The organism is Brucella sp. NBRC 113783 (assembly GCF_040372265.1).
GTDB classification, from domain to species: domain Bacteria; phylum Pseudomonadota; class Alphaproteobacteria; order Rhizobiales; family Rhizobiaceae; genus Brucella; species Brucella teleogrylli.
This window is the reverse complement of sequence record NZ_BAABRX010000007.1, coordinates 97,710-123,512: the sequence shown is the minus strand read 5'-3', so window position 1 is coordinate 123,512 and position 25,803 is coordinate 97,710. Positions and strand designations below refer to the sequence as shown.

Genomic DNA, 25,803 nt, shown 5'->3' with positions numbered 1-25,803 from the left:
TATCCGCAATGGAGGATGGAATGGCGAACGACCTGATGGCTTTTCTGGATCCTGAAGCGATAGAGCTGCAGAGCGAGGCCAAAACCAATGAGGAAATTATCCGTATTCTGGCGGCGAAGCTGGAACGGCTCGGCTATGTAAAGCCAAGCTATGCGGATGCGGTCGTGAAGCGGGAACAGACCATGCCGACCGGTCTGCCGCTGGAGCGCGAAGAAAACGTCGCCGTCCCGCATACCGATCCCGAGCATGTCCTGAAAGCAGGCATCGCTTTCGCGACGCTGAAATCTCCTGTCATCTTCTCCAATATGGAAGATCCGGAAGAGGACGTTCCGGTCGGGTTTGTTTTCCTGCTTGCCATCAATGACAAGGACAAACAGATTGAGACCTTGCAACAGGTGATGGCGACCATTCAAAATGAGGACGCGCTCGAGCATCTCAAGAAATCGCGCACATTGAGTGACGTGGAAGCCGCGCTCGGTTAATCGGAGGAACCAAAATGGCCAAAATGAAAACGATTCTCTTTGCCTGCGGCACCGGCGTCGCAACATCCACTGCCGTGAATGCTGCCGTCACCGAAGAGATGAAAAAGCGCGGGCTGACCTTCAACGCCCAGCAGGCCAAGGCGACCGAAGTGCCGTCTCTGGCTGACAATGTGGATTTCATCGTTTCCACGACGCCTATTTCCGCCGCGGTCGAGAAGCGGGTCATCAAGGGCCTCGCATTCCTGACCGGCATCGGCAAGGACAAGGTTCTGGACGAAATCGAAGCCGAATTGCGCAAGTAATTTCGGCCCCATTTCAAAGGGCGCTTTCGTGCAGGATCACGAAAGCGCCCTAACTATTTGTATTCTCACTACTGAGCGGTTCAGTTCGGAACGGAATGTCCGATGCGCCGGAGCATTTCGGCGGCACTTTCCTCGTCGGTGATGAACACCGTTGGCCGCAGAAGTTTCATCGCGCCCAGAAGCGCTTCGATCTTTTCCTTGCCGCCGGATGTCAGGATGCGTTGCGGCGTGTTCTGCAAGCTTTCGATGCTGGCCGACATGACGCGCTCATGCACCGGATCATCGACGATACGGCCATCGGCATTGTAGAAATGGAACAGAACGTCGCCGACCGCACCATTGGCGCGCAGCGATTGTTTCTGCTCTTCATCGACGAGCCCCACGCGGTAGGACGTGCTACTGGCGGTCTCGATGCCGCCAATGCTGAGCAACACCATGTCGAGATCTTCCGCCATGTTCAGCACCGTGTTCAGGCCACAGCGCTCAATCAGGGCTGTGCGAGTCTCCTTGCTGTCCACAAGGGCGGGCGCGGGGATAAGGTAGCCTTCGCCTTGCAGCATCTGCGCGAACTGCCAGGCAAATTCGGGCGGGTTGGAGCGTCGTGGCTGCACAATGCCGCCGAGAAGCGAAATGACCTTGAGATCGTTCACCGGACGCGAGCCGATATGCTGCAAGGTGCTGGACAAAGTGCGGCCCCAGCCGACGCCAATGCGCATGCCGTGCTGGATTTTTTCCGACAGATAAGCGCCGGTCGCAGCACTTATCGGAGGAATCGGATCGGTCTCGGCAGAGGAGAGGGGCGCGACAATGGCCTGCTCCAGCCCGAAAGCCTTTTCAAGCGCCGCTTCCAGCGCGGTCAAAGCCGAAAGCTTGCCTTCGATAGTGATCTTCACCTCATTGCGGGCGCGGGCATCGGCAAGAAGACGCACAATGGTCACACGGCCAACACCCAGCGCATCGGCAATATCGCTCTGGGTCATCTGCTCGACATAATACATCCACGCCGCACGGGTTCTGAGGCGGCTGGTGCGGTTTTCCGCTGCAACGCCTTCGGATCCCACCAGAAGGTCGTTGGTTTCAGCTGCGTTCCGTTTCCCCTTGGCGGTCTTTCTCAAATCGATTCCCCAAAATTCTTACAGTTTGCGTCTTTGTGATATGGACCCTATTGCTTTTCCGGGACGAGGAAAACAATACTTCTTTTGTATCGGTTAAGATACGATTGTTGGCCTCGCAGGGAGGGACGACCGGCATGCTGCGCACACTTTCCGATGAAATCGCCGTCAATCTGAAAGACCGTCTGCGTGACGTGCGCTATGTGATCAGGCGCGCCCGGCAAAGTTCGCGTGCGCCCGAAACCAGCCTGCCTGCGCCGGAAGCGCTTCTGGGCCATGCCGCAGGCGTGATGGATACGGCGCTGACCGCCGCCGAAGCGATCTCAATCTCGATTATTTCGTCTGAACCGGCCAAACATCATGGCGCGCCACAGATGCGCAGCCTATCCTTTTATTTCGGCACCGGCGCGGAAGGTGCGCGCGGTTTCCGCAGCGATATGTATTATTTCCTCAAGGGAACGATGCGGCGCTACGGACTTGAAAACGCACTTATCCACGAAGCGGCTTTTTCGGTCATCCACGGGCGTCTGTTGCGCAAGCATGCGGAACTTCTGCGCGATCCTCTAAAGGTTGCACAGGCGCTGGCCGCGCTTTATCTGGAAGCGCTGGCTGAAAAGCCCGTCCGCCTGATGCCGTCAGAAGCCTCGTGCGACCCGGAAAATCTGCGCAAGGCGGAAGTGGTCGGGCTTGCGGCAGCTTGCCTCGCTTGCGGGCTGGCGACCGTAAAACCTGCTGATCTCGCCGATATCGATCCGCTGGAAAGTGTATTCATGGTGCTGGAGGCACGCTATGAGCGGCTGGTGGATGCGGCAGAAACCCACGACGCGAAGAAGCTCGAAACCCTCTTCGCGACGCTGATTGCCCACCTACCTTAAGTCGCCGAACAGATCGGCGATGATTTTCTTGGCGCGGGGAATGGAAGCCGGGCTCATGCTGAGCTCGGTCAGTCCCATGCGGATAAATTCCGGTATCAAATCCGGCTTGCCTGCCGCTTCCCCGCACATGCCAACCATGATGCCCGCTGTCGTGGCTGCTTTCGCGGTCATTTCAATGGCCGCTATTACAGCTGGATGATGCACGTCGTTGAGCCTCGCGACCGTCGGGTTGAGACGGTCTGCCGCCATGACATATTGCGTTAGATCATTGGTGCCGATGGAGAAGAAGGCGGATTCCTTGGCCAGCTGATCGGCTGCGAAAACCGCTGCCGGTGTTTCGATCATAACACCCAGTTCAAACGTGCCGTAAGGCTTGCCTTCTGCTGCCAGCTCGCGCTCGCATTCGGCAATCAGGCTTTTTGTCGCCCGAATCTCCTCGATATCGGAAACCATCGGTAGCATGACCTTCAGATTGCCGTGCACGGCGGCGCGAAGTAGGGCGCGCAATTGCGGCTTAAACACCTCCGGGCGGTCAAGGCACATGCGGATGCCGCGCCAGCCGAGGAACGGGTTTTCCTCCTCGGGAAACTCGATGCCGGCGACGGGCTTGTCACCGCCGATATCGAGTGTGCGGACAATGACAGACTGGGGTGCGAAAGCGCGCAGAAGTGATGCATAGGTTTCCATTTGCATGTCTTCGGACGGCAAATGGATATGCTTCATGAACAGAAGCTCGGTGCGGAACAGGCCGACGCCCATCGCGCCTGCGGTCTGGGCCGCTTCGATTTCCTCCAAAGCGCCGAGATTGGCCGCAACCTCAATCACCACGCCATCGGCGCGATGCGGCGTGTAGTCACGATACTTGTCCAGCGCACGCTGTTCTTCCGTGGCCTTGGCAATGCGGCTTTCGATTTCGGCCAGAACGGAGGCATCCGGGTCATGATGGACAATGCCCGCACTGCCATCGACGGCAACCTGTCGCGCTGTCTTCAGTCTATGAACAGCGTCGCCAAGTCCAAGCACTGCCGGGATTCCGTGCGTGCGCGCGATGATCGCGACATGCGAGGTCGCGCCGCCATGGCCGCAAACCACGCCGCGAATGCGCTTCAGCGGTGCGCGGGCCAAGTCCCAAGCGCCGATGTCTTCGGCGATCAGAATGGCACCGTCCGGTAGTCCGTCGAGATTGAGGTCTTCCTGACCGAGCAAGGCGAGACAAATCTGGCGGCTGATTGCATGCACATCGTCGGCGCGGGCATTGAGATAGGGATCGTCGAGGTTGGCGAATTGCTGCGCGACCGTCGAGGCAGCGCCGAGCGTTGCGGAGACCGCATCCATGCCGCCGCGAATAAGGGCGAGCGCTTCATCCCGCAGGCTGTCGTCGGAGGCAATGTCCTTCAATGCAGCAACGATGCCGCGATCACTTTCGGCGAGATCGCCGCGCGCGAGCGAATGTTCCATCCGCTCTTGAACAGTTGCAACAGCGGCCTCATAACGGCTGATTTCCGGTGCGATTTCGTGAGGTGCCAGCTTGCCGGTGCCGGGCGTGATTTCGGCAGGGAAAAACGGAAACGCCTCGCCAAGCGAAAGACCTTCACTGGCGGCAACGCCCTTGATCTGGCCTTCCGGCAACGCTGCAATCGCAACACTCGCGACCGGGACGGCGACGGGAGCAGTCTCCACCACCGCGGCAACGGCTGCGCCGTCATTTTCCTCAAGCCCCGCGCGCGGGTTTTCGAGATAGCCGATCAGCGCTTCCAGTGCTTCAATCGCGTCAGCCCCTTCGGCGCTGACGGTGACTTCGTCATTTTCCTTCACGCCAAGCAGCATGAGCTTAACGGAGCTTTTCGCGCTGACGCTTTTGCCGCTCTTTGCGATCTCGATATTACACTCGAACCCCTTGGCGAGCTTGACGAAACGGGTGGCGGGGCGCGCATGCAACCCTTCATGCACCCGGACGATGGTGGAGCGTTCCATTTGAGAGCCTTGGATCATGAATGCTTCTTGAGATCAGTCGCTGATGACGATCATATGTCCTTCGCGCAGCACGGCAACCAGAGCGGCGCCGTCAACTTCGCTGGCACAGATTTCGCCCGGACGGTCGGTCGAGTCGGCCCCGGTAAACGATATCACCACATGACCGATGTCACGCACTTTTTGCCAGGCGCTTGTTCCAACCGCCGTAATGTTTGCCGTAATGTCGCCAATGGTGATCAGCGCGCCAACCGGCGGCGCAGCTTCCTGCGGACCATCTTCGACTGCGTGCATCACCGAGACTTCCGCCAGTTCGGGCGGGGAGCCCTCTGCAAACAGGATCAGAACGCCGCCTTCGGCGAGATCAGCCACTTCGGGACCAATTGCGGTGATCCGTGTCTTGAGATGTATCGGCATGGCGGCAGTCCTTTTCAATTTCACTCAATCGGCATCCTCCAAAAATTGGGGAGATGAGGATGCCGAAAATTAAAGGCAGAGATTGGGAGGAGTGGCCCGCCGCTTTGATGCGACGAGCCAGTTTGCGTCAAAGCACGGCGAGGCTGACGAGCCAGGCGATGAGCACCGAGACAGGGCCCATGATCTGGCGGCTGATCAGGATCGCAGGCACGCCGATTTCAATCGTCTTCGGTTTGGCTTCACCGAGCGCCAGACCCACTGGCACGAAGTCGCAACCGACCTGCGTGTTGTAGGCGAAGAGCGCGGGCAGGGCCATTGCCGGAGCGATGGTGCCATTGGCAATCTGCGGGCCGATAATGGCCACACCCACTACCTGCGCGATGACTGCGCCCGGTCCAAGGATCGGAGAAAGAAACGGCAAGCCGCAGATAGCCGACAGCACAAGCAGGCCAATGATATTGTTGGCGAGTGGTCCCATCGGCTGGGCAAGAATATCGCCGATGCCGGTGTAAAGAATGAGACCGATCAGCATCGTCACGAAAGCCATGAATGGCAGAACGTTGCGGATGACCTGATCGATGGTGCGGCGACCGGCGTTGAAGAAAATGCCGACGACACGGCCCATGACGCGGCCGATCCGGCTGATCAGCCCGACGAGGCCGCCATCATTCGACGTATCGATCGGCACTGCAGGCTTTTCATCGGCCTTGGCGGCGGCAGCTCCTAAGGAAGCTGCGGCTGCAGGAGCCTCGGAACCATCAGCAGGAACGACATTTTCTGGCTTTACGCCGGAGACATAAATGTCTTCGGTGATGAACTGCGCCAGGGGGCCTGACTGGCCGACTGGCGTCAGGTTGACGGTCGGGATGCGCTTGCGCGGATAGACGCCGCAACGGGCGGTGCCGCCGCAATCGACCACGACGACGGCCATTTCGCTTTCAATGGGGGGAGCGCGGAAACCGTCTACGGCTTCGCCCCCGGTCATTTCCGCGATCTGTCTGGCGAGCGGATGAATGCCGCCGCCGGTCACGGATACGATTTTGCTGCGCTGTTCGGTCGGCTGGATGACGAGCGGTCCGCCCCAGCCACCGGAGCCATGGGAAATTCTAACGGATTTGTAGGTTTTGGCCATGATGTCCTCCCGCGCGCCTTAAAGCTCGATGCCCTGACGGCGCGCCATGATGGCGGTGATGCGTTCGGTGAGCATGCCTTTGAGCAGGATCACGACGAGGCCGACGATGGCGTACCAGATGGCCACATTGATGTGATAGCCATTGGCGACAGCGCCTTTCTTTTCCAGTTCAAGCAGCGCCACGAGTACGCCACCCCAGACGAAATATTCGCCGGGATTGATATGCGGGAAGAGGCCAAGTGGCGGATGCACATAGGACACTGCCGCGTCGTAAAAGGCAGGTTTGTGCTTTTCCTCAAGGAACGAACCGAAGGTATAGGCCATCGGATTGGTCAGGAAGAACACCGACAGCACCGGCAGAACCGTATAACGGGTTAGCGCGATGCGGCCCGCACCCTGTGCCAAACCGTGCACGCGCTTTTCGCCGACGAGTTCGGTGATTGCGTAGAAGGCGGTCATCAGAACCACCAGGGTCGGAATGATGCCGGTCACAAAACCGGAAAACACTTCGCCACCCTTTTGGAAGATGCCGATGAAGTGCTTGCCGATCGAGGCCAGCCAGCCCAGCTGTTCTTCTTGAGTGACGTTTTGCAGTCGTTCCTTGAACTGATCGACAGTCAGATTGTCCGTGCCGGTTGCCTGTGCAAGCTGCACAAGGTTATCGCTACCGTGTTCGACGGCTAGCTTGCCGTGAAACACCGCGTCCGTTGCTATGTTGGCGGCCATCTGGCTCGCCACATGCAAGGACTGTAAGGTCGTATCGGCGCCTTGCGCCAGCATTGCAGCTATAGACATTTCTCCTCCTCCACGCCCGTCCTCGTCGGGCGATACCCCTTGAACATTGCCACCCAGTTCACGGTTGGACACACGCTCAGGCGTGCGCCAGCTTCAGTCCTTCGAGAGACGTGCCGTCGGATTGTTCGCGGATGCGGTCGATCTGGTCCATCGCCTGCTTTGCGGCAGCATTGACAGGCGACTTTTCGAGCGCTTCCTGTTCACGCCGCAAGGCATTGAACGGCATGCCCTCATAGGCTTCCTGCCGCTTGAACTTTGCGAACACGGTTCGTCCGCTCATTTCGAGAAAGCGCCGGACCTTCAGGTCGCGGTCAACCACGATCATGACAATGACGCCTTTGCCGAAGCGCCCGCGCACATGGCCTGCACCCACGAATCCGTCAGAGTAGCGGGATGTGACGCCTTTCAGCACGTCGGAGTAATGGCGCATCTGAAACCAGACGCCCAGCGACTGCACTCCCCATAAAAGAGCCAAAGCCAGTAAAGCCCATTGCCAGATAGCCATTTTCTCCTCCTCCACCGGAGGCTTCGTGCGTCTTTGAGCGCCGCCAGTCTCCGCCTCTTCACAGAACATTTGTTTTCTTAAATGTCAATATGTATAATTATGAGGTGAAGATTGCGGGAAGGACAAGCTGACAACGGTAGCGGTTTCGCATATGGTCTGTCGGCATTGGAGGCGTGGAATATGGATTTGCTTTTGAAGAACCAGATGGCATCGATGCCGGACTTGCGGCGTCGCTTGCGGCAGTTGCGCTGGTTCAGGGCGACGTTTCGCAAACACGCCAGTCTTCTCCATGATGTCTATGGTGTCGATTATGAGATCGACGAGCAGAAACTGACGGAAGCTTTTCTGAACTGGGTAGAACTGGTCGAGCAGAACAAGCGTTATGCCAAGGTGGACCGCAAGGATTTCATCACCTTTGCCGCCGGGCTGGTTCTGCGTGAACTGATCCGCCTGTCGCCTGCCCGGGCGTTATCGATCCCGAAGGCGAACGAGGGCGAGAATACGCCGCAACACGACATTATCGCCTTCTGGCCGGAGGGGTTCCTCTATACCAATTACTGCATTTGCGCGATTGCCGCCGTGCAGGAGCAGGAATTCGGCGTGGCACAGGATATCGACGCCTGTGCGGACGATTTGCGAACCTGGTGGTCTTACCGGGAAAACGTGGCCGACATGCCGGGCTATGCGATAGCCTTCCTCGACAAGTTTCTGGGTGGCGAGCCGAACTGGGTCATGCCCGATCTCGCGTCGGCCCGCGTGGCGGTGCAGCGCGCGCTTGGCGCGCAAAATCCGTCAGGCGCGATAAAGGGTTAGCGCCTTTACCGGAAGTCGCCCGTCAGCTTGACGGGCGCGGCGGCAGACCGGCGCGTGCGCGCATTTTGTCGAGCAGGGCGGCTGCAATCGGCTCGTAGTTTTCGTCGAAGTGGTGGCCACCCGCCAGTTTCATGACGTCCATGCCCTTCAACTCGCTTGCCGTGCAGGCGGTGTCGTCTTCCTCCTCGCCATAGACGCAGACGACACGGTCGAGCGGAATGCTGGAAATCGCCGGAACGACATCCTTGTCGCCATCCATACCAAGCCAGCCTTCAATGGAGACCTGAAAGGTTGTCGTGGTTTCGACACCAAGCAGCCCGATCATTTTTGTGCGGTCCTGAATGGCTGGATCGAGATATTTCCACGCGAAGGGGAAAGTATCGGCCCCGAAGGAATAGCCAAGCACCGCAACAGGCAATTTCCCTGTCGGATCGGCCTTCCTGATCATTGCCGTGGTGTCTTTGGCGATTTCTTCCGGTGTGCGCTCCGACCAGAAATAGCGCAGAGAATCGACGCCGATGACATGTACGCCATGCGCTTGCAGCCATTCGCCGATGGATTTGTCGAGATCGCGCCAGCCGCCGTCACCGGAATAGAAGACCGCGACCATCTCCGCATTGCCGCCCTTGGCGGGAAGATTGACAATCGGCAGGGCTTCATTCTTGGCGTCCTGATCAGCCATGGCGACAATGTTATCAACCGCCATTTTCATGCGCGCCGGGAAATCCTTGGCGCTCTGGAGAATGGCGATATTTTGTTGCCGTGCTTCGACCGGGTTGTTGGTCTCCGTTCCGGGAGGGGCGACCACCAGAGCAGGTGCTGGTATCTGGGCGCCAAAAGCATAGGTAAATGCACCATCCGGTGTTTTCGTCGCAGCCGCCTTTTCTGTACAGGAGGGCAGGCGGGTTTTCGCCGGGGCAGGGTCGAGCGAGACAGCGCCCGCAATGGTCGCATCGGGCGAATCCGACGCCGCGGCATAGGCAATCGTCGCACCCTGGCCGATGCCGGTCAGCACCGGATGGAAATAGACATCGAGATCAAGCCCGCGCAGCGCTTCCTTGGCGATGGCCTCAAAATCGGAGTCGAGGTAGTTGCATTCGCCATCTTCCTTATCGAGCGAAGCCCGCCATGGGCCGAGTTCCACCGGCAGGACGATCATGTTTTTCGCAAGCAGCGCGTCCATATAGGCGCGCTCCTTCTCGCCGATGCCCGCCTCGTCGCTGAGAAGGATCGTAAGTCCGACCGGGTCACCGTTCGGCATATAGACCGGGATGCTCGACAGCCGTTCGGCGCTTGCATGAATGACCGGCTCTTCAGAGCCTGTAAGTTTGGTCCACATGCGGGCGATCTTGCCAGTATGCAGCGACGCGTAAACGCCCGCCGCTCCAAGCAGCACAAGCCCGACCACGGTAAAGAGGACGCGTTCTTTCTTCATTTACGGATGAACTCCAGTGGGCTGCCGTTGATCAGGGTTGTGGCGTCGAGAAGGGCGCGCGGTGTTTCCAGTCCGCCGGGGCAGACCATGTAATGCGGGGTCCAGACAGGATCGAATTTTTCCTTGAAGGCTTTCAATCCGTCGAAATGATAGAGGTCCGCACCGCGCTTGTAGATGAAGGAGCCGAGCCGGTTCCAGCGCGAGGCGAGCCTGCTGCCGCTCAGTCCGGCAAGCGGGGCCGCGCCGAGATTGAACCACTGGTAGCCTTCGTTTTTGCTATACATGAGCAGCTTGGCGAAAAGCGCATCCATCAGCAGCTTGTGCACATTGGGCATATAGCGCATCAGGTCCACGGTGATCTCGTATTTGTTTGCGCCGCGCCACAGATTGGCAAAGGCCACGATCTCGCCTTCGCTTTTCAGCACGGCGACATCGAAGCGCTGCATATAGTCGTCATCGAAATAGCCGAGCGAGAATCCCTTTTCGCTGCCGGATTTGAAATCGAGCCAGGCGTTGGAAATTTCACGCAGGCGCGGGAGGATCGGTGGAATGTCAGCCGCCCGAATAATTTCGAAGGTGAGGCCGTCCTTGTCGATCTTGCGGTCGGCATAGCGGAATGGCTGGCGACGCGGCCCTTCCAGTGAAAAGTCCGTCAGGTTCACGCGGGCCACTTCGCCTAGTTTCAGTGCGACAAGCCCCATGTCGAGAAACAGCGGCAGGCTTTGCGGGCCAACGCCGTAGAAAACCGTGCGCAGCGCTAATCTGTCCGCAAGCGCGTGAAACGACCATGCCGTTTCCTTGCCGGTTTCGGGGTTGCCGATCGGCTCGCCGAGCGCGATCAGGCTGCCACCGGATTGGGCATACATGATGAAGGCGCTGTTATCCGGTGCGAGCAGAAACTGCTTGTCCCCCAACATGGCCAGCGCCGCGTCCGTATGCGGACATTCCGCCACCAGAGTAGGCACTACTTCGGGGATCGAATAATCGACCTTTCGCCTGCGATGGCTGTTGCGGTTGATGATCGAATGCAGGCCGACAGCGGCGACCACTGCAAAAACCAGCACGGTCGCCCGCAGGAAGCGTGGCGCATTCCCGCTCCATGCGAAATCCCACCAAAGATCGCTCGAATATTCGACGTGCCGGTAAACGAAGAAGCCAAGCCATGTGGAAACAAGCACCGTGGTGCCGACTGTGGTGATCCAGTTCCAGCTCAGTTCGAAAGGTCCGGATATCGGGCGGCGATAGAAGGAATCGCGAAAATTCCAGAGCGTTGAAGCGAAGATGCAGAGAATGACGGCTTCTTCCCAGTCGAGGCCCTTGGCGAGTGAAAACACCGCTCCGCTGAGAAGCAGCGTCATCGCCGCAACCCAAGCCCGTTCCAGACGCTTGGAAAGGCCACGCGCAACGATGAGCAGCGCGACGCCCACGAGGCTTGCCGCCAGATGCGACATTTCCATCAGGAATTCAGGCACGATGTCGGACAAAAGCTCAACGCGATAGCGCAAATTGGGTGTCGCGCCCGAAATGAGCAGGATGATGCCGCCCAGAAAGATGATGCCAGCGGAAAGGCTTGGCACCAGAGGCTCGAAAAGGCGTTTGGCGAAGGCGGCCTGTTTGCCCAGCATCTGACGCCGCCGCATCGCTTCCCAGACGAGAATGCCAGCCGTTGCCACGACGAGCGGCATGACCGTGTAGATGATGCGATAGGCGAGAAGTGCTGCGATCGCGTCCGGTTTTCCGCCGAGGCCCAACCCGGCGATGATCGTTGCTTCGAAGGCGCCGAGGCCGCCGGGCGCGTGGCTGGCGATGCCGAGAACAATGGCGATCACATAGACGAGTGCGAAGACGGCGAAACTTGGCACTGCATCAGCGGGCATCAGGACGTAGAGTGTGGCCGCGGCAGCGCCGACATCGACCAATCCGGCGCAAATCTGGATCAGTGCGCCTTTGGAATTGGGAAGGCGCAGGCTGAACGAACCGATCCTGACGCTGCGCTCGCCATGCGACAGCCAGTAGATAAGCCAGCCGATGCCGCCGAGGATAACCACGCCCGCCACGATATCGATGCGCGAATCGATGGCGGATAGCCAAGGCACATCCTGGGGATCGATGAGGAGTGCAGCCCCGACCATGATGATCAGCGCAAACCAGATTGCGAACCACGATGTGCCGACGATCTTGCCGATATCGGCGAGGCTGACGCCTTCGGCGGCATAGATGCGATAGCGCAGCGCGCCGCCGGTCAAAAGCGAAAAGCCGAGCGCATTGGAAATCGCATAGCCCGCAGCGCCTGCAACCGCCGCGATACGGCGCGGAATCTGGTTTGGCGCGATGGTGTCTACGGCCACGACATCGTAAAGAGCGACAGCGGCATAGCTCAACACCGTAAAGAAGACGGCGAGCGCCAGCGTCGTCCAGGAAATGCTATGCAGTGCTGCAAGCGTTTCCGAACGCGACGTGTGCTGGAGCATTGTTTCCAGAACATAGATCGCCAGCAGCGCGATGGCGATGCCCGCAACCGGAAACAGAAAATGCTGATATCGCCTCAGCCAGCCTAAAGGCCCGGAAGACGCAGCGTTATGTTGAGAAGGCACTTCATCATCAATCAAGCTCATCGGAGCGTCGTCCAGTTGGAGCAATCAACAAATTATAGTAAAGGCGGGGAGTGATCCCGATTTTGGGCAAACTTGTGTTCTAATGTCCTATTGTATCAAAAATATTCAGAGTTGCACAAAACTTGGTCTATATAAGCCTGCGGTTCGCCCGGGCAGCAAGCAATTTCATGAACGAATGAGGTAATCGTGCTCGATGTTTCCTACATGACGGCGGCTGGTGCGGGAGCGCTGTCCTTTTTATCGCCCTGCGTTCTTCCGCTGGTGCCCCCTTATCTTTGCTATATGGCTGGCGTGAGCGTTGAAGATTTCCGCGCTGATAAAGCCGCCCGCGTTGCGGCTGAACCGTCCGCGCGTCGCTCGCTTGCCTTTGCCGCTATCTGCTTCGTCCTCGGCTTCACCACAGTTTTCGTGGCGCTGGGTGCTGGCGCATCGTCTATCGGTGCATTTTTGCGCGCATGGCAGCAGGAGATCGCCATTGTCGCCGGTGTGGTCATCATACTTATGGGCCTCAATTTTCTGGGCCTGCTGCGCTTGTCCTTCCTGTCGCGCGAGGCGCGCTTTCAGGCACGCAATGCACCTGCTTCGCCGCTCGGCGCTTATGTCATGGGGCTGGCCTTCGCATTCGGCTGGACGCCCTGCATCGGCCCTGTGTTGGGGCCGATCCTGACACTGGCCGGTGGCAGCAGCACCGTCGGCGAGGGGGCGCTTCTGCTCGCAATCTATTCGCTGGGGCTTGGTATTCCTTTTCTGGTCGCTGCGCTTTTCTCCGGCGCCTTCATGCGCTTCCTGTCCCGCTTCCGTGTGCATCTCGGCAAGGTGGAAAAGGCAATGGGCGCACTGCTCGTCGTGGCCGGGGTCCTGTTCCTGACCGGCGGCATGCAATCCTTCTCGTTCTGGCTACTGGAGACTTTTCCAGCGTTGGGGCGTCTGGGCTAGGCAACAACCGTAAGCTTCCATATACGCTTTGATGTTAAAGCGGATGAACATCACGATTTTCTGGATAATGTCATGACAGACCGTACTTGCCTTTCCATCGTGCTTGCTGCCGGCGAAGGCACACGCATGAAATCAAGCCTGCCGAAAGTGCTGCATGCAGTCGCGGGCCTGCCGCTGGTCTGCCATGTGGTCAAGGCCGTGCAGGGGACAGGCAAAAGCGATGTCGCGCTGGTCGTCGGACGCGGAGCGGAAGACGTGCGCGGCGCGGTTGAGAAAATCGCGGGTCCAGTGTCCTCTTTCGAACAGACGGAACGCCTCGGTACGGCCCATGCCGTGCTTGCCGCGCGTGAGGCGATTGCAAATGGCTATGATGATCTGCTGATCGTCTTCGGTGATACGCCACTGATCGAAGCGCAGTCTCTGCAGGCCGCGCGTTCGCGTCTGGCCGATGGCGCCGATATCGTTGTAATCGGTTTCCGTCCGACCAGCCCGCACGGCTATGGCCGCCTGATCGAAGACGGTGACCGACTGGTCGCCATTGTCGAAGAAAAGGAAGCGACGGACGCCCAGAAGAAGATCGGCTTCTGTAATGGCGGCTTGATGGCCGTGCGCGGCAGTCATGCTCTTGCACTGCTGGATGCAGTCGGCAACGACAATGCCAAGGGCGAATATTATCTTACCGACATTGTGGCCATCGCGCATGACAAGGGCCTCAACGTAACCGCCATCGAAGTGCCGGTTGATAATGTCATCGGCATCAACAACCGTGCAGAACTCGCGGAAGCCGAGGCCATCTGGCAGAACCGCAAGCGCCGCGAGATGATGCTGGCCGGTGTGACGCTGATCGCGCCGGAAACGGTGTTCTTCAGCCATGACACGCTGGTTGAAGCTGACGTCATCATCGAGCCGAACGTATTCTTCGGTCCGGGCGTACATGTTGCAACGGGTGCGCTCATTCATTCCTTCTCGCATATGGAAGGCGCGAATGTCGGTCCGAGCGCGGAAATCGGGCCTTTTGCACGACTGCGTCCCGGTGCAAAGCTCGGCGAGAAAACCAAGGTCGGCAATTTCTGCGAAGTGAAGAACGCCGATGTGCGCAAGGGTGCCAAGATCAATCACCTGACCTATATCGGCGATGCGACCGTCGGCGCATCCAGCAATATCGGGGCAGGGACGATCACCTGCAATTACGACGGTTACAACAAGTATAAGACGATTATCGGCGAAAATGCCTTTATCGGCTCCAATTCCTCTTTGGTGGCGCCGGTGGAAATCGGCGACAACGCCTATGTCGCATCCGGCAGCACGATCACCGACAATGTGCCTGCCGACGCGCTGGCTTTCGGTCGTGCCCGACAGGAAACCAAAGAAGGCCGGGGCAAGATCCTGCGGGAGAAGTATGCCGCCATCAAAGCGGCTAAAACCTCATCGAAATAAATCGACTATCAGACGACCCCAGGGCGGATGGCTTGGCTTGCCGTTCCGCTTTAGAGTCTTTAAACCGGCTGGCAAAAGCAAGCGACCCAGATCTGGAGCAGATGCATGTGTGGAATTATCGGTATTATCGGCAAGGATGAAGTCGCGCCGCTTCTGGTCGATGCTCTGAAACGACTGGAATATCGCGGTTATGACTCCGCCGGTATCGCCACCTTGCAGGGCGGCAAGCTTGACCGCCGTCGTGCGGAAGGCAAGCTCGTCAATCTGGAAAAGCGCCTTGCCGGTGAGCCGCTTCCGGGCGTGATAGGCATCGGTCATACGCGATGGGCTACCCATGGCAAGCCGGTGGAGCGTAATGCGCATCCGCACATCACCGAGCGCCTTGCGGTGGTTCATAACGGCATTATCGAGAACTTTGCCGAACTGCGCACCATGCTGGAAGCCGAAGGCCGCAAGTTCCAGACCGAAACCGACACCGAAGCCGTTGCGCATCTGGTGACGCGTGAGCTGGAAAAGGGCAAGTCGCCGGTTGAGGCCGTGCGCGATTGCCTGCCGCAGCTTCATGGCGCATTCGCGCTCGCATTCCTGTTTGAAGGCGACGAAGAACTGCTCATCGGCGCCCGTCAGGGACCGCCGCTGGCTGTCGGCTATGGCGACGGCGAAATGTTCCTGGGCTCCGACGCGATTGCGCTGTCGCCCTTCACCGACACCATTGCCTATCTGGAAGATGGTGACTGGGCTGTGCTGACCCGCAAGGGCGTCACCATTTATGACGAGAACAACAATCAGGTCGAGCGCACGATCCAGAAGACGCAGACGGCCAATATGCTCATTTCCAAGGGCAATCATCGTCACTTCATGCAGAAGGAGATGTTTGAGCAGCCGGAAGTGATTTCGCATACGCTTGCCAATTATCTCGATTTCACCACCGGCAAGGTGCGTCAGGAAGCGATCGGCGTCGATTTCAGCAAGATTGATCGTCTGACGATTTCAGCCTGCGGCACGGCTTACTATGCCGCATCGGTGGGTAAATACTGGTTCGAACAGATTGCCCGTCTGCCGGTCGATAGCGATATCGCATCGGAATTCCGCTATCGCGAAATGCCGTTGTCGAAAGATTCGCTGGCGATGTTCGTTTCCCAGTCCGGCGAAACGGCGGATACGCTGGCATCGCTGCGTTATTGCAAGTCGCAAGGCTTGAAGATTGCCGCCGTCGTTAACGTCACAGGCTCGACCATCGCGCGTGAATCCGATGCCGTGTTCCCGACGCTTGCCGGTCCGGAAATTGGCGTTGCCTCCACCAAGGCCTTCACCTGCCAGCTTTCGGCCATGGCGTCGCTCGCCATCGCCGCCGCCAAGGCGCGCGGCGCGATTGACGATGCGCGCGAACAGGAACTGGTGCGCCAGCTTTCCGAAGCCCCGCGTTTCCTCAATCAAGTGCTGAAGCTGGAAGATCAAATCGCGGCAGTTTGTACCGATCTCGCCAAGGTCAATCACGTTCTTTATCTCGGTCGTGGCACGTCCTTTCCGCTTGCCATGGAAGGCGCGCTGAAGCTCAAGGAAATCTCGTATATCCACGCCGAAGGCTATGCCGCCGGCGAGTTGAAGCACGGCCCAATCGCGCTGATCGATGAAACCATGCCGGTCATCGTCATTGCACCGTCTGACCGTCTTTATGAAAAGACCGTTTCCAACATGCAGGAAGTGGCGGCCCGTGGCGGTCGCATCATCCTGATCACCGACAGACGAGGTGCGGAAAGCGCCAGCGTCGATACGATGGCAACGATCGTCCTGCCGGACGTGCCGGAATTCATCACGCCGCTCGTCTATGCGCTGCCGATCCAGATGCTGGCCTATCACACCGCTGTCCTGATGGGCACGGACGTCGATCAGCCGCGCAATCTGGCAAAATCGGTTACGGTTGAATAAAATTAGCTCGTTATAGAGTTATCTTAATGAAGTGATAGAAGACGTCGATCTATGCCTCGACGTCTCATAACGCCTCATCCTGAGGAAGTGCGAAGCACTGTCTCGAAGGACAAGGCGTTACTGCCCACCCTTCGACAAGCTCAGGGTGAGGGGAGCGGTAGTGCGTCCTTTATTCGTTCTGTTATCCGGCCCTAAGCAGCCTTATCGCTTCATCGCGTCCGAAGAGATAGAGCAGCACACGCAGTGCCTGCCCGCGTTCGGATTCCAGATCGGGATCGCTGGTCAGGATATAACGTGCATCCTTGCGGGCGATTTCCAGAAGATCGCCATGCGCCTCGATGGAAGCCAGACGAAAACCCGGCGTGCCAGACTGGCGGGTGCCGAGCAGCTCGCCTTCGCCGCGCAGTTTCAGGTCTTCCTCGGCAATGCGGAAACCGTCTTCCGTCTCGCGCATCACCTTCAGCCGCGCCTGTCCGATTTCACCCAGTGGTCCCTTGTAGAGCAGAAGGCAGGTCGATGGCTTGTCGCCACGCCCCACACGCCCGCGCAACTGATGCAATTGCGACAGGCCGAACCGTTCGGCGTGCTCAATGACGATGATGGTTGCGTCGGGCACGTCCACGCCGACTTCAATAACGGTGGTGGCAACCAGAAGCCGCGTCTCGCCTTGCTTGAAGGCGCGCATCGCTTCGTCTTTTTCGGCCCCATTCATACGGCCATGGATAAGGCCGATCCGGTCACCAAACACGGATTTGAGGCTTTCGAAACGCTCTTCCGCTGAGGTCAGTTCAACGACTTCGGATTCCTCCACCAACGGGCAGATCCAGTAGATTTTTTGCCCTTCCTGAACCGCTTTGCGGATGCGCTCCACCAGTTCACCCATACGTTCCATCGGCAGGATCGCGGTTGTGATGGGCTGTCGTCCGGCGGGTTTTTCGGTGAGCTTAGAAACGTCCATATCGCCGAATGCGGTCAGGACCAGCGTGCGCGGGATCGGTGTTGCTGTCATCACCAGCATATCGGGGGCGGTGCCCTTTGCCGTCAGCATCAGGCGCTGATGCACGCCAAAGCGGTGCTGCTCGTCGATGATGACCAGAACGAGGTCGTGATACTCGACCTTTTCCTGAAACAGCGCATGGGTGCCGATGACGATATCGATTTCGCCACTTTTCAAGCCTTCCAGCACGGCGTTGCGGTCTCGGCCTTTTTCGCGGCCCGTCAGCAGGGCAGCTTTCAGCCCGGCTTTTTCGGCAAGCGGCGCGATGGTTGCGAAATGCTGGCGGGCGAGCACTTCGGTTGGAGCCATCAGCGCCGATTGACCGCCGGATTCGGCGGCATGCGCCATGGAAAGCAGGCCCACCACGGTTTTGCCGGAACCGACATCGCCTTGCAGAAGCCGCAACATGCGCTCCGGCGACTTGAGGTCTGTGATGATCTCACGCACGGCCTGATCCTGCCCCTTGGTCAGGCGATAGGGCAGGTGCCGCATGATTTCGGTCACAATGCGTCCGGTGCCTTCCAGCGGTCGACCGGAAAGCCTGCGTGTCTTGGCACGGACGAGGGCCAGCGCCAATTGCCCGGCTAAAAACTCGTCATAAGCCAGCCTGCGCCGCGTGATGCCTTCAAGCGCAATGTCGGACGGGTCTTCCGGCTGGTGCAGGGTATTAAGCGCGTCCTGAAAGCTTGGAAAACGCTCGCGCGCCAGCAAGGGGCCGTCGATCCATTCCGGCAGTGGCGGAACACGCGTCAGCGCTTCCTTGACGGCACGTCCGAGGGTTTTGGGCGACAGGCCTGCTGTCAGCGGATAGACCGGCTCTACCATTGGCAGATTGGCGGCGTCTTCGAGGCTCGCAATGTAATCCGGGTGTACCATGGAAGCACGCCCGTTGAACCATTCCACCTTGCCGGACACGATGACGGTTTCGCCTTCGGGCAGCATTTTTTGCAGCCATGGCAGTTGCGCATGGAAGAAAGTCAGCGCAATTTCGCCGGTTTCGTCATGGGCAAAGACGCGATGCGGAACATTGCCCCTTCCAGGCGGTGCAGGCTGGTGCTGATCAACGACCACTTCCAACGTGACGATGGCGCCTTCCTGCGCCAGCGCAATGCCGGGGCGGTTGCGCCGGTCGATCACGCTGTTCGGCGGCAGAAACAGAAGCTGGCCGACTTTCGGTTCCGCACCGGGCACATCGGTGCCGAGAAGTTTGCCAAGTAAAACCGCTACCTTCGGGCCAATGCCGGAAAGCGAGCGGACGGAAGCGAAAAACGGATCGAGCATGGATGGGCGCATGGCTCAGACCATTAACTGCTTCGCGGTCAGGTGCAAGTGTGCGCCATCATCTTTTCGTGCTCTTTTTGTTCTTGTCTGATAAACAGGTTCCCTGTTCGGTCGCAGATGCTATATACCGGCAGCGATTTTGATAAATGGAGCAGTTCCGACATGACTGGCAGCACACTTGCGGCGGAAAATCTGGATGTACGGCGTCGCAAGCTTTTGTTTCGCGCCTGGCATCGCGGCATGCGTGAGATGGATTTGATTCTTGGCCAATATGCTGATGCGTATATTGTCAGTTTCACCGATGCCCAGCTGGATGAATTCGAGCAGATTCTGGAAGTGCTGGATCGTGATCTTCTCAAATGGGTGACGGGCGAAAGCCCTATCCCCGCAGAACATGATACGCCGCTGTTCCGCGATATTGTCGCCTTCCGTGACCGCATAGAGTTTTAAGAAATCCATGCCCGTTTTCAGCAAATTTGGTCTCAAGCCCAATACGGATACGCAAGCCGGACGCCACATCGTCATTGACGGTGTTGCCGATGGCTTCGAGGCGTTCTGCCTCGCGCGTCTGGTGGACGAGATCGGCGAACGCGGGCCAATTATGTATATCGTGCGCGACGGGCAGCGCATTGCCGATCTGGAGCAGGTGTTGGGCTTCGTCGCGCCGGATCTACCGGTGCTGCATCTGCCCGCCTGGGACTGCCTGCCTTATGACCGCGTATCGCCCGGTGCCGATGCATCGGCGCGCAGGCTGACCGCACTGGGTGCTCTGGCAGCGCTCAAGAAGACGCCGCATCCGGCAATTATTCTCACCACGGCCAATGCGGTACTGCAAAAACTGCCGCCGCAGGCGGCCATTGCCGAACAGGTGATTTCGGCGCGTCCCGGCAATCAGCTCGACATGAACGATCTGGCTTCGCGGCTGGAACGCAACGGTTTCGAGCGTGTGTCGACCGTGCGCGATATTGGCGAATTTGCCGTGCGTGGCGGCATCCTTGATCTTTACGCGCCGGGCGCGGAAGAACCTTTGCGGCTGGATTTTTTCGGCGATACGCTGGAAACGATCCGCGCTTTCGATCCCGCATCGCAGCGCACGACGGGAACGCGCAAGGAATTCGTGCTGCAGCCGATGAGCGAAATCACGCTCTCGCCCGATATGATCAGCCGGTTCCGCAAGAATTACGTGGCGATGTTTGGCGCGCCGCAACGTGACGATGCGCTTTATCAGGCAGTCAGCGAGGGACGTCGCTTTGCCGGTATGGAACACTGGCTGCCGCTGTTCTACGATCATCTGGAAACGGTTTTCGACCATGCGGGCGGCATGCCTGTAGTGTTCGACCATCTGGTGCATGAAGCGCTGACCGAGCGTCACACCATGGTGGTGGACCATTATGAAGCGCGGCTGCGTCAGGCTGAAGGCAATGAAGCAGGCAGCGACGCCGTACCCTATAAACCGGTCAAGCCGGAAACCCTCTATCTCACGCCGCAAGCGGTCGAAGATGCGGTGCAGGCGAGCGGACTTCGCATCGACCTTACGCCCTTCGGCACACCGGACGTATCGAACCGCACCATTGTACACGCCGACGCCCATAAGGGCCGCAACTTCGCCGAGGAACGGGCCGCCACCGACGTGAACCTGTTCGAGGCCGCGGTGAAGTACATTGCCGAACTGCGCGCCTCCGGCAAGAAAGTTCTGGTTGCCGCCTGGACGGAAGGTTCGCTTGACCGTCTGTTGCAGGTTCTCGATGAGCACGGGCTGGAAAAGATCGAGACGGTTGATCGGCTTTCAACCGTCAAGGCGCTGTCTCGCGATAAGGTGACGGCGGCAGTTCTTGCCGTGGAAAGCGGCTTTGATGCCGGTGACCTAGTCGTCGTTGCCGAACAGGATATTCTCGGCGACCGTCTTATCCGCCGTTCCAAGCGCCGCAAGCGTGATCAGGATTTCATCTCGGAAGTGGCGTCGCTGACGGCAGGCGATATTGTCGTCCATGTCGATCACGGCATCGGACGTTTCATCGGCCTCAAGACGATTACCGCAGCGGGCGCACCGCATGATTGTCTTGAACTTCACTATGCAGGCGATGACCGGCTGTTCCTGCCGGTCGAAAATATCGAGCTTCTCTCGCGCTACGGCTCGGAAGGCTCCGACGCGGTTCTCGACAAGCTTGGCGGCGGCGCATGGCAGATGCGCAAGGCCAAGCTCAAGAAGCGACTGCTTGAGATTGCGGGCCATCTGATCCAGATCGCCGCCGAACGCCAGATGCGCGGTGCGCCGGTGATGACGCCGCCCGATGGGCTTTATGCGGAATTCTCCGCTCGCTTCCCTTATGATGAGACCGAAGACCAGATGACGGCCATCGAAGCGGTGGCGGATGATCTGGCCGCAGGCAAGCCGATGGATCGCCTGATCTGCGGCGATGTCGGTTTCGGCAAGACGGAAGTGGCGTTGCGCGCCGCCTTTATCGCAGCGCTGAACGGAGTTCAGGTGGCTGTCGTGGTGCCGACCACGCTTTTGTCGCGCCAGCATTTCAAGACTTTCTCCAAGCGTTTCCACGGCCTGCCGATCACCGTTGCCCATGCCTCGCGGCTGGTTGGCACCAAGGAACTGGCCGCCACCAAGAAAGGTCTGGAAGAAGGCACGGTCGATATTGTCGTCGGCACGCATGCGCTGCTCGGCAACTCGATCAAGTTCAAGAATCTCGGCCTGCTCATCATCGATGAGGAGCAGCATTTTGGCGTCAAGCATAAGGAACGGCTCAAGGAGCTGAAATCCGATGTGCATGTGCTGACGCTTTCGGCAACGCCGATCCCGCGCACCTTGCAGCTTGCGCTGACCGGTGTGCGCGAACTCTCGCTCATCACCACACCGCCGGTGGATCGCATGGCGGTCCGCACCTTTGTTTCGCCATTCGATCCACTCGTTATTCGCGAAACGTTGCTGCGCGAGCGTTATCGCGGCGGTCAGAGTTTCTATGTCTGTCCGCGTATTTCCGACCTGGGCGATATCGAAGAATTCCTGAAAGAGCATGTGCCGGAACTAAAAGTCGCCGTGGCGCATGGCCAGATGGCGCCGGGCGTGCTCGACGATATCATGAACGCCTTTTATGACGGTCAGTACGACGTGCTTCTTTCGACGACCATCGTGGAATCCGGCCTCGATATCCCGACCGCGAACACGATGATCGTGCATCGCGCCGATATGTTTGGCCTGGCGCAGCTTTATCAGCTACGCGGGCGCGTGGGTCGTTCCAAGCATCGCGCCTTCGCGCTCTTCACGCTTCCGGCGGGCAAGATGCTGACGCAGATGGCGGAACGTCGCCTGAAAGTGTTGCAATCGCTGGATACGCTTGGCGCGGGCTTCCAGCTTGCCAGCCACGACATGGATATTCGCGGTGCCGGCAATCTCTTGGGCGAGGAACAGTCGGGCCATATCAAGGAAGTCGGTTTCGAGTTGTACCAGCAGATGCTGGAAGAGGCCGTCGCGACCCTCAAGGGTTCGGGCGAAGTGGAAGACAGCCAGTGGTCGCCGCAGATTGCCATCGGCACGGCGGTCATGATCCCCGAAAACTACGTGCCGGATCTGCAATTGCGCCTCGGCCTTTATCGCCGCCTTGCCGATCTGGAAGAGCCACAGGATATCGACGCCTTCGGTGCGGAACTTATCGACCGTTTCGGTCCGATGCCGGAAGAAGTGCAGCATCTGCTCAAGATCGTCTATATCAAGGCGCTCTGCCGTCGCGCTAATGTTGAAAAGCTGGATGCCGGTCCGAAGGGCGTCGTCATCCAGTTCCGTCATGCAACGTTTAACAATCCGGTCGGTCTGGTGAAGATGATCGGCGAGCAGGGCTCCATGGCAAAGATCAGGCCGGATCAGAGCATTGTGTTCATCCGCGACTGGCCGACGCCGGAAAAACGTCTCAACGGCTCGGCTGTCATCATGACGCAGCTGGCGAAAATCGCGGCGGGTTAACCCGCCGCCATAATTGGTCTACCGATCTTCCGAAATCCCCGGCTCAAAGCCTTCCGCCGTCTGGCGAATGGCATCGGCCAGAACATCGGCGTTTTGTGCGCCCATGACGGCATATTTCTGATCGATGATGAAGCAGGGCACGCCGCGCACGCCGATACGGTTGGCGGTGTCGATTTCCTCGCGGATCGTGGCCTTGTCGGCGTCGCTTTCCAGAAGACGGGCGACAACGGCTGCATCCATGCCGACGCTAGCTGCCGCATCGACCAGCACTTCATGGTCGCCAATATCCTGTCCCTGCTCAAAATAGAGCGAGAACAGAGTGCCGACGAGCTTGTTCTGCGTGTCGGGTGCGGCCTGTGCCGCCCAGTGGATCAAACGATGCGCATCGAGCGTGTTGGGCGCGCGAGTGATGGCTTCAAAATCGAAGACAATGCCGTTTTCTTCGCCAAGCTCCGTCAGTTGCTTATGAATGTCATCGATCTTAGAGCTGTTGCCGAATTTCTCGCGCATATAGGCCTGCCGGTCCTTGCCTTGCGGCGGCAGTGTCGGATCGAGCTGAAACGGACGCCAGCGAATTTCAGCTTCCACATCGGGTAGCATGGCGAGCGCATTTTCAAGCCGCTTGCGTCCGAGGAAACACCACGGACAGACGACATCCGATACAACATCGATGGTGATTTTCTTTTCGCTCATGCGGGATGCTCCGTGTGGTTGCGGGAGGCACGCCTCCCGCATCGATATGCATATTATAGGAAATGGATTTAGGGCGAATTACGACCTTATCAAACAGAACTCAAGGCTGAGCGCGCCACCATGTCGGTAGCTGAAAGCCATAGAGCGCTGTTTTTGCGGGATGTTCGATCCGGTCCCAGCGTGCCACCCACTGATAAGGGAGGTGATACAGAGGAATATAATAATCGCCCGATAGCAATATCCGGTCGAGCGCACGCACCGCACTGACGAAATCAGCACGCGTGCGCGCGGCGAGCAGCGCATCAATCATCGCATCGACGGCGGGATCGGCCACGCCTGGATAATTGAAGCTGCCTTGCGCATCACGCGACGCCGCGCCCCAGCGCATCCACTGCTCATTGCCGGGCGACAGCGAACTGGACAGAGCGCCGAGGATCATGTCGTAATCGAAGGTCTGGAGCCGTTGCTGATATTGTGCGTCATCAGCAGTGCGGATATCCACCGTAATGCCGAGCCGGGCCAGATTGCGCTTATAGGCAAGCCCGATCTTCTCTTCTTCCGCCGAGCGCGTCATGATTTCAAATTGCAGCGGCTTGCCGGTGGAATCGACGGCCAGCCCATTGTGGAACTGGAAACCGGCTTCCATCAGAAGATCATAGGCCTGTTTGGCGGGCGTCCGGTCATGGCCGGTGCCGTCGGTGACGGGCACATGCCATGTACCATTCATCACATCTTCACGCACCGCATCGGGATAGGGTGCCAGAAGTTCCCTTTCACGGGCATCGGCGGGTTTGCCGACGGAAGAAAGCTCGGAGCCTTCCCAAAAACTCTGGGTGCGCTTGTACTGGCCTGCAAACAAATTGCGGTTCGCCCATTCAAAGTCGAACAGCAATCCAAGCGCCTGCCGCACGCGACGGTCTGCGAAGATCGGACGACGCGTGTTGAACACGAAGCCCAGCATGTTCGCGGGCGTACCCTTTTCGAAGCTCTCCTTGATGACTTTGCCTTGCTGCACAGCCGGAAAATCATAGGATTTTTCCCACCGCGTCGGATTGCCCTCGATGAAAACATCGAGCAGTCCTTTTTTGAAGGATTCAAACAGGGAGGTTTCGTTGCGATAATATTCGATCGTCAGCGTGTCGAAATTGTCCGTGCCACGCTTGGACGGAATGTCCTTGGCCCAATAATCCGGGTTGCGCTTATAGATGATGCGCTGGCCGGGCTGCACGCCGGACACCAGATAGGGACCGCTGCCGAGCGGCGGCTTCAGTGTGGAATTACCGAAGGTCGCCGGATCGGTTGCGTGTTTCGGAAGAACCGGCATCACCGACGCGATCAGCATCGGAAACTCGCGGTCCGACTTGTCGTTGAAGTTGAAACGCACCGAGCGCTCGCCAGTCTTCTCGATCTTGTCGATCCGGCTCATTCGGTTGTTGAAAGGGGGACGGCCCTTTTCGGTGAGAATTTGATAGGTGAAGATAATATCATCCACCGTCACTGGCTGCCCGTCCGACCATTTGGCCTTCGGGTTCAGCGTGAATTCCACCCATTTCCGTTCGGGGTCTATGGCGACTTTTTCCGCAAGCAGCGGGTAGAGCGTGAAAGGTTCATCGCGTGAGCGCTGCATCAATGTCTCAAAGACGAGATTGCCGAACTCACCATCGCTGAACAGGCCGCGCGCAGTCGTGCGCATGCTTTTGAGCACGAACGGATTGAGGCTGTCGAACGTGCCGACAACACCGACGGTCAGTTTGCCGCCCTTGGGTGCATCAGGATTGGCATAGCGAAAATGCGTAAAGTCGGCAGGAAGCGCCACGTCTCCATGCATGGAGAGAGCATAATCGGGCGCAGCTGCTGTTTCGGCCTGCGCCATACGCGCACCGATTCCCGTCATCGAGACGACCATAGCCGCCGGAAGCCCTAATCTGAGCCCCCGCGTGATTGCCAGCAGGAATTTTCTGCGCAAATGAGCGATCGATCCGTTCAACTTCATTCGTCCATTGTAAGTAAGCGTGAGGCGCTTGTTTTTCAGGAAATACGAAATAGCATTGATTCGTTAGGCGAAATTATCATGATCCTATAATATATAGGTATTTTGGGCGTGTT

General features: G+C 58.4%; 20 protein-coding genes. 9 read left to right on the top strand and 11 right to left on the bottom strand.

Annotation, left to right across the window (positions count from 1 at the left end):
• Positions 1-20: 20 nt before the first annotated feature.
• On the top strand, positions 21-482 hold the full coding sequence (locus ABWW11_RS19430; RefSeq protein WP_319080418.1) for a PTS sugar transporter subunit IIA: 462 nt from the start codon (positions 21-23) through the stop codon (positions 480-482).
• Positions 483-496: 14 nt separating this feature from the next.
• Positions 497-784, top strand: a complete 288-nt coding sequence (locus tag ABWW11_RS19425; RefSeq protein WP_078340332.1) for a PTS sugar transporter subunit IIB — start codon at positions 497-499, stop codon at positions 782-784.
• A gap of 80 nt (positions 785-864) precedes the next feature.
• Here ABWW11_RS19425 and ABWW11_RS19420 read toward each other — a convergent pair whose 3' ends face one another.
• On the bottom strand, positions 865-1,899 hold the full coding sequence (locus ABWW11_RS19420; protein WP_109367545.1) for a sugar-binding transcriptional regulator: 1,035 nt from the start codon (positions 1,897-1,899) through the stop codon (positions 865-867).
• 134 nt (positions 1,900-2,033) lie between these two features.
• Between ABWW11_RS19420 and ABWW11_RS19415 the strand changes: the two genes are divergently transcribed.
• A complete protein-coding gene (locus tag ABWW11_RS19415; protein WP_121538795.1) occupies positions 2,034-2,771 on the top strand; it encodes a hypothetical protein in 738 nt (245 codons plus the stop codon).
• On the opposite strand, the gene ptsP is transcribed toward ABWW11_RS19415, so the two are convergent.
• The 5 genes from ptsP to ABWW11_RS19390 all read right to left on the bottom strand — a co-directional run bounded on the left by ptsP (position 2,763) and on the right by ABWW11_RS19390 (position 7,591).
• Positions 2,763-4,745, bottom strand: a complete 1,983-nt coding sequence (gene ptsP, locus ABWW11_RS19410) for a phosphoenolpyruvate--protein phosphotransferase (protein WP_109367543.1) — start codon at positions 4,743-4,745, stop codon at positions 2,763-2,765. The two genes, ABWW11_RS19415 and ptsP, sit on opposite strands and share 9 nt — an antisense overlap.
• A 33-nt stretch (positions 4,746-4,778) precedes the next feature.
• The gene (locus ABWW11_RS19405; protein ID WP_109367542.1) at positions 4,779-5,159 is read right to left on the bottom strand and encodes a PTS glucitol/sorbitol transporter subunit IIA; all 381 of its coding nucleotides are present in this window, start codon (positions 5,157-5,159) and stop codon (positions 4,779-4,781) included.
• A gap of 127 nt (positions 5,160-5,286) precedes the next feature.
• Positions 5,287-6,291, bottom strand: coding sequence for a PTS glucitol/sorbitol transporter subunit IIB (srlE, locus tag ABWW11_RS19400; RefSeq protein WP_109367541.1), 1,005 nt, complete (start codon positions 6,289-6,291; stop codon positions 5,287-5,289).
• Between the two features lie 18 nt (positions 6,292-6,309).
• A complete protein-coding gene (srlA, locus tag ABWW11_RS19395) occupies positions 6,310-7,086 on the bottom strand; it encodes a PTS glucitol/sorbitol transporter subunit IIC (protein ID WP_109367540.1) in 777 nt (258 codons plus the stop codon).
• A 76-nt stretch (positions 7,087-7,162) separates the two neighbouring features.
• Entirely contained in the window at positions 7,163-7,591 is a 429-nt protein-coding gene (locus ABWW11_RS19390; protein WP_109367539.1) for a transcriptional regulator GutM, read from the bottom strand.
• Positions 7,592-7,771: 180 nt separating this feature from the next.
• Between ABWW11_RS19390 and ABWW11_RS19385 the strand changes: the two genes are divergently transcribed.
• Positions 7,772-8,404: a hypothetical protein gene (locus ABWW11_RS19385; RefSeq protein ID WP_109367538.1), complete on the top strand. Its 633-nt coding sequence runs from the start codon at positions 7,772-7,774 to the stop codon at positions 8,402-8,404.
• A 22-nt stretch (positions 8,405-8,426) separates the two neighbouring features.
• Here ABWW11_RS19385 and ABWW11_RS19380 read toward each other — a convergent pair whose 3' ends face one another.
• Together ABWW11_RS19380 and mprF are read right to left on the bottom strand one after the other, a co-directional pair.
• Complete coding sequence (locus ABWW11_RS19380; RefSeq protein ID WP_181376044.1) at positions 8,427-9,839, bottom strand: AcvB/VirJ family lysyl-phosphatidylglycerol hydrolase; 1,413 nt, start codon at positions 9,837-9,839, stop codon at positions 8,427-8,429.
• Positions 9,836-12,454 carry a bifunctional lysylphosphatidylglycerol flippase/synthetase MprF gene (mprF, locus tag ABWW11_RS19375; protein WP_167836101.1) on the bottom strand — a complete coding sequence of 873 codons (2,619 nt, stop codon included), beginning with the start codon at positions 12,452-12,454 and terminating at the stop codon, positions 9,836-9,838. The genes ABWW11_RS19380 and mprF overlap by 4 nt, the downstream gene beginning before the upstream one ends.
• 186 nt (positions 12,455-12,640) lie before the next feature.
• Between mprF and ABWW11_RS19370 the strand changes: the two genes are divergently transcribed.
• The 3 genes from ABWW11_RS19370 to glmS all read left to right on the top strand — a co-directional run bounded on the left by ABWW11_RS19370 (position 12,641) and on the right by glmS (position 16,756).
• Entirely contained in the window at positions 12,641-13,390 is a 750-nt protein-coding gene (locus ABWW11_RS19370) for a cytochrome c biogenesis CcdA family protein (protein WP_109367536.1), read from the top strand.
• A 72-nt stretch (positions 13,391-13,462) separates the two neighbouring features.
• Positions 13,463-14,827: a bifunctional UDP-N-acetylglucosamine diphosphorylase/glucosamine-1-phosphate N-acetyltransferase GlmU gene (gene glmU, locus ABWW11_RS19365; protein WP_109367535.1), complete on the top strand. Its 1,365-nt coding sequence runs from the start codon at positions 13,463-13,465 to the stop codon at positions 14,825-14,827.
• A gap of 105 nt (positions 14,828-14,932) precedes the next feature.
• On the top strand, positions 14,933-16,756 hold the full coding sequence (glmS, locus tag ABWW11_RS19360) for a glutamine--fructose-6-phosphate transaminase (isomerizing) (RefSeq protein WP_109367534.1): 1,824 nt from the start codon (positions 14,933-14,935) through the stop codon (positions 16,754-16,756).
• Positions 16,757-16,937: 181 nt separating this feature from the next.
• Here the strand turns inward: glmS and recG are convergent, their stop codons facing one another.
• Positions 16,938-19,046 carry an ATP-dependent DNA helicase RecG gene (recG, locus tag ABWW11_RS19355; RefSeq protein WP_109367533.1) on the bottom strand — a complete coding sequence of 703 codons (2,109 nt, stop codon included), beginning with the start codon at positions 19,044-19,046 and terminating at the stop codon, positions 16,938-16,940.
• A gap of 150 nt (positions 19,047-19,196) precedes the next feature.
• On the opposite strand from recG, the gene ABWW11_RS19350 reads away from it, so the two are divergent.
• Positions 19,197-19,484, top strand: a complete 288-nt coding sequence (locus ABWW11_RS19350; RefSeq protein ID WP_109367532.1) for an FAD assembly factor SdhE — start codon at positions 19,197-19,199, stop codon at positions 19,482-19,484.
• A 7-nt stretch (positions 19,485-19,491) separates the two neighbouring features.
• On the top strand, positions 19,492-23,004 hold the full coding sequence (mfd, locus tag ABWW11_RS19345) for a transcription-repair coupling factor (RefSeq protein ID WP_109367531.1): 3,513 nt from the start codon (positions 19,492-19,494) through the stop codon (positions 23,002-23,004).
• Positions 23,005-23,022: 18 nt separating this feature from the next.
• Here mfd and ABWW11_RS19340 read toward each other — a convergent pair whose 3' ends face one another.
• Positions 23,023-23,697 carry a DsbA family oxidoreductase gene (locus tag ABWW11_RS19340; protein WP_109367530.1) on the bottom strand — a complete coding sequence of 225 codons (675 nt, stop codon included), beginning with the start codon at positions 23,695-23,697 and terminating at the stop codon, positions 23,023-23,025.
• Between the two features lie 100 nt (positions 23,698-23,797).
• A complete protein-coding gene (locus ABWW11_RS19335) occupies positions 23,798-25,690 on the bottom strand; it encodes an extracellular solute-binding protein (protein ID WP_371831101.1) in 1,893 nt (630 codons plus the stop codon).
• Positions 25,691-25,803 lie beyond the last annotated feature (113 nt).

Coding starts and splice junctions, on each gene's coding strand:
- srlA (WP_109367540.1), bottom strand. CDS start 7,086: ATGTCTATAGCTGCAATGCTGGCGCAAGGCGCCGATACGACCTTACAG.
- ptsP (WP_109367543.1), bottom strand. CDS start 4,745: ATGGAACGCTCCACCATCGTCCGGGTGCATGAAGGGTTGCATGCGCGC.
- glmU (WP_109367535.1), top strand. CDS start 13,463: ATGACAGACCGTACTTGCCTTTCCATCGTGCTTGCTGCCGGCGAAGGC.
- ABWW11_RS19425 (WP_078340332.1), top strand. CDS start 497: ATGGCCAAAATGAAAACGATTCTCTTTGCCTGCGGCACCGGCGTCGCA.
- ABWW11_RS19335 (WP_371831101.1), bottom strand. CDS start 25,690: ATGAAGTTGAACGGATCGATCGCTCATTTGCGCAGAAAATTCCTGCTG.
- ABWW11_RS19430 (WP_319080418.1), top strand. CDS start 21: ATGGCGAACGACCTGATGGCTTTTCTGGATCCTGAAGCGATAGAGCTG.
- glmS (WP_109367534.1), top strand. CDS start 14,933: ATGTGTGGAATTATCGGTATTATCGGCAAGGATGAAGTCGCGCCGCTT.
- ABWW11_RS19385 (WP_109367538.1), top strand. CDS start 7,772: ATGGATTTGCTTTTGAAGAACCAGATGGCATCGATGCCGGACTTGCGG.
- ABWW11_RS19415 (WP_121538795.1), top strand. CDS start 2,034: ATGCTGCGCACACTTTCCGATGAAATCGCCGTCAATCTGAAAGACCGT.
- mprF (WP_167836101.1), bottom strand. CDS start 12,454: ATGAGCTTGATTGATGATGAAGTGCCTTCTCAACATAACGCTGCGTCT.
- ABWW11_RS19380 (WP_181376044.1), bottom strand. CDS start 9,839: ATGAAGAAAGAACGCGTCCTCTTTACCGTGGTCGGGCTTGTGCTGCTT.
- srlE (WP_109367541.1), bottom strand. CDS start 6,291: ATGGCCAAAACCTACAAATCCGTTAGAATTTCCCATGGCTCCGGTGGC.
- recG (WP_109367533.1), bottom strand. CDS start 19,046: ATGCGCCCATCCATGCTCGATCCGTTTTTCGCTTCCGTCCGCTCGCTT.
- mfd (WP_109367531.1), top strand. CDS start 19,492: ATGCCCGTTTTCAGCAAATTTGGTCTCAAGCCCAATACGGATACGCAA.
- ABWW11_RS19390 (WP_109367539.1), bottom strand. CDS start 7,591: ATGGCTATCTGGCAATGGGCTTTACTGGCTTTGGCTCTTTTATGGGGA.
- ABWW11_RS19340 (WP_109367530.1), bottom strand. CDS start 23,697: ATGAGCGAAAAGAAAATCACCATCGATGTTGTATCGGATGTCGTCTGT.
- ABWW11_RS19350 (WP_109367532.1), top strand. CDS start 19,197: ATGACTGGCAGCACACTTGCGGCGGAAAATCTGGATGTACGGCGTCGC.
- ABWW11_RS19405 (WP_109367542.1), bottom strand. CDS start 5,159: ATGCCGATACATCTCAAGACACGGATCACCGCAATTGGTCCCGAAGTG.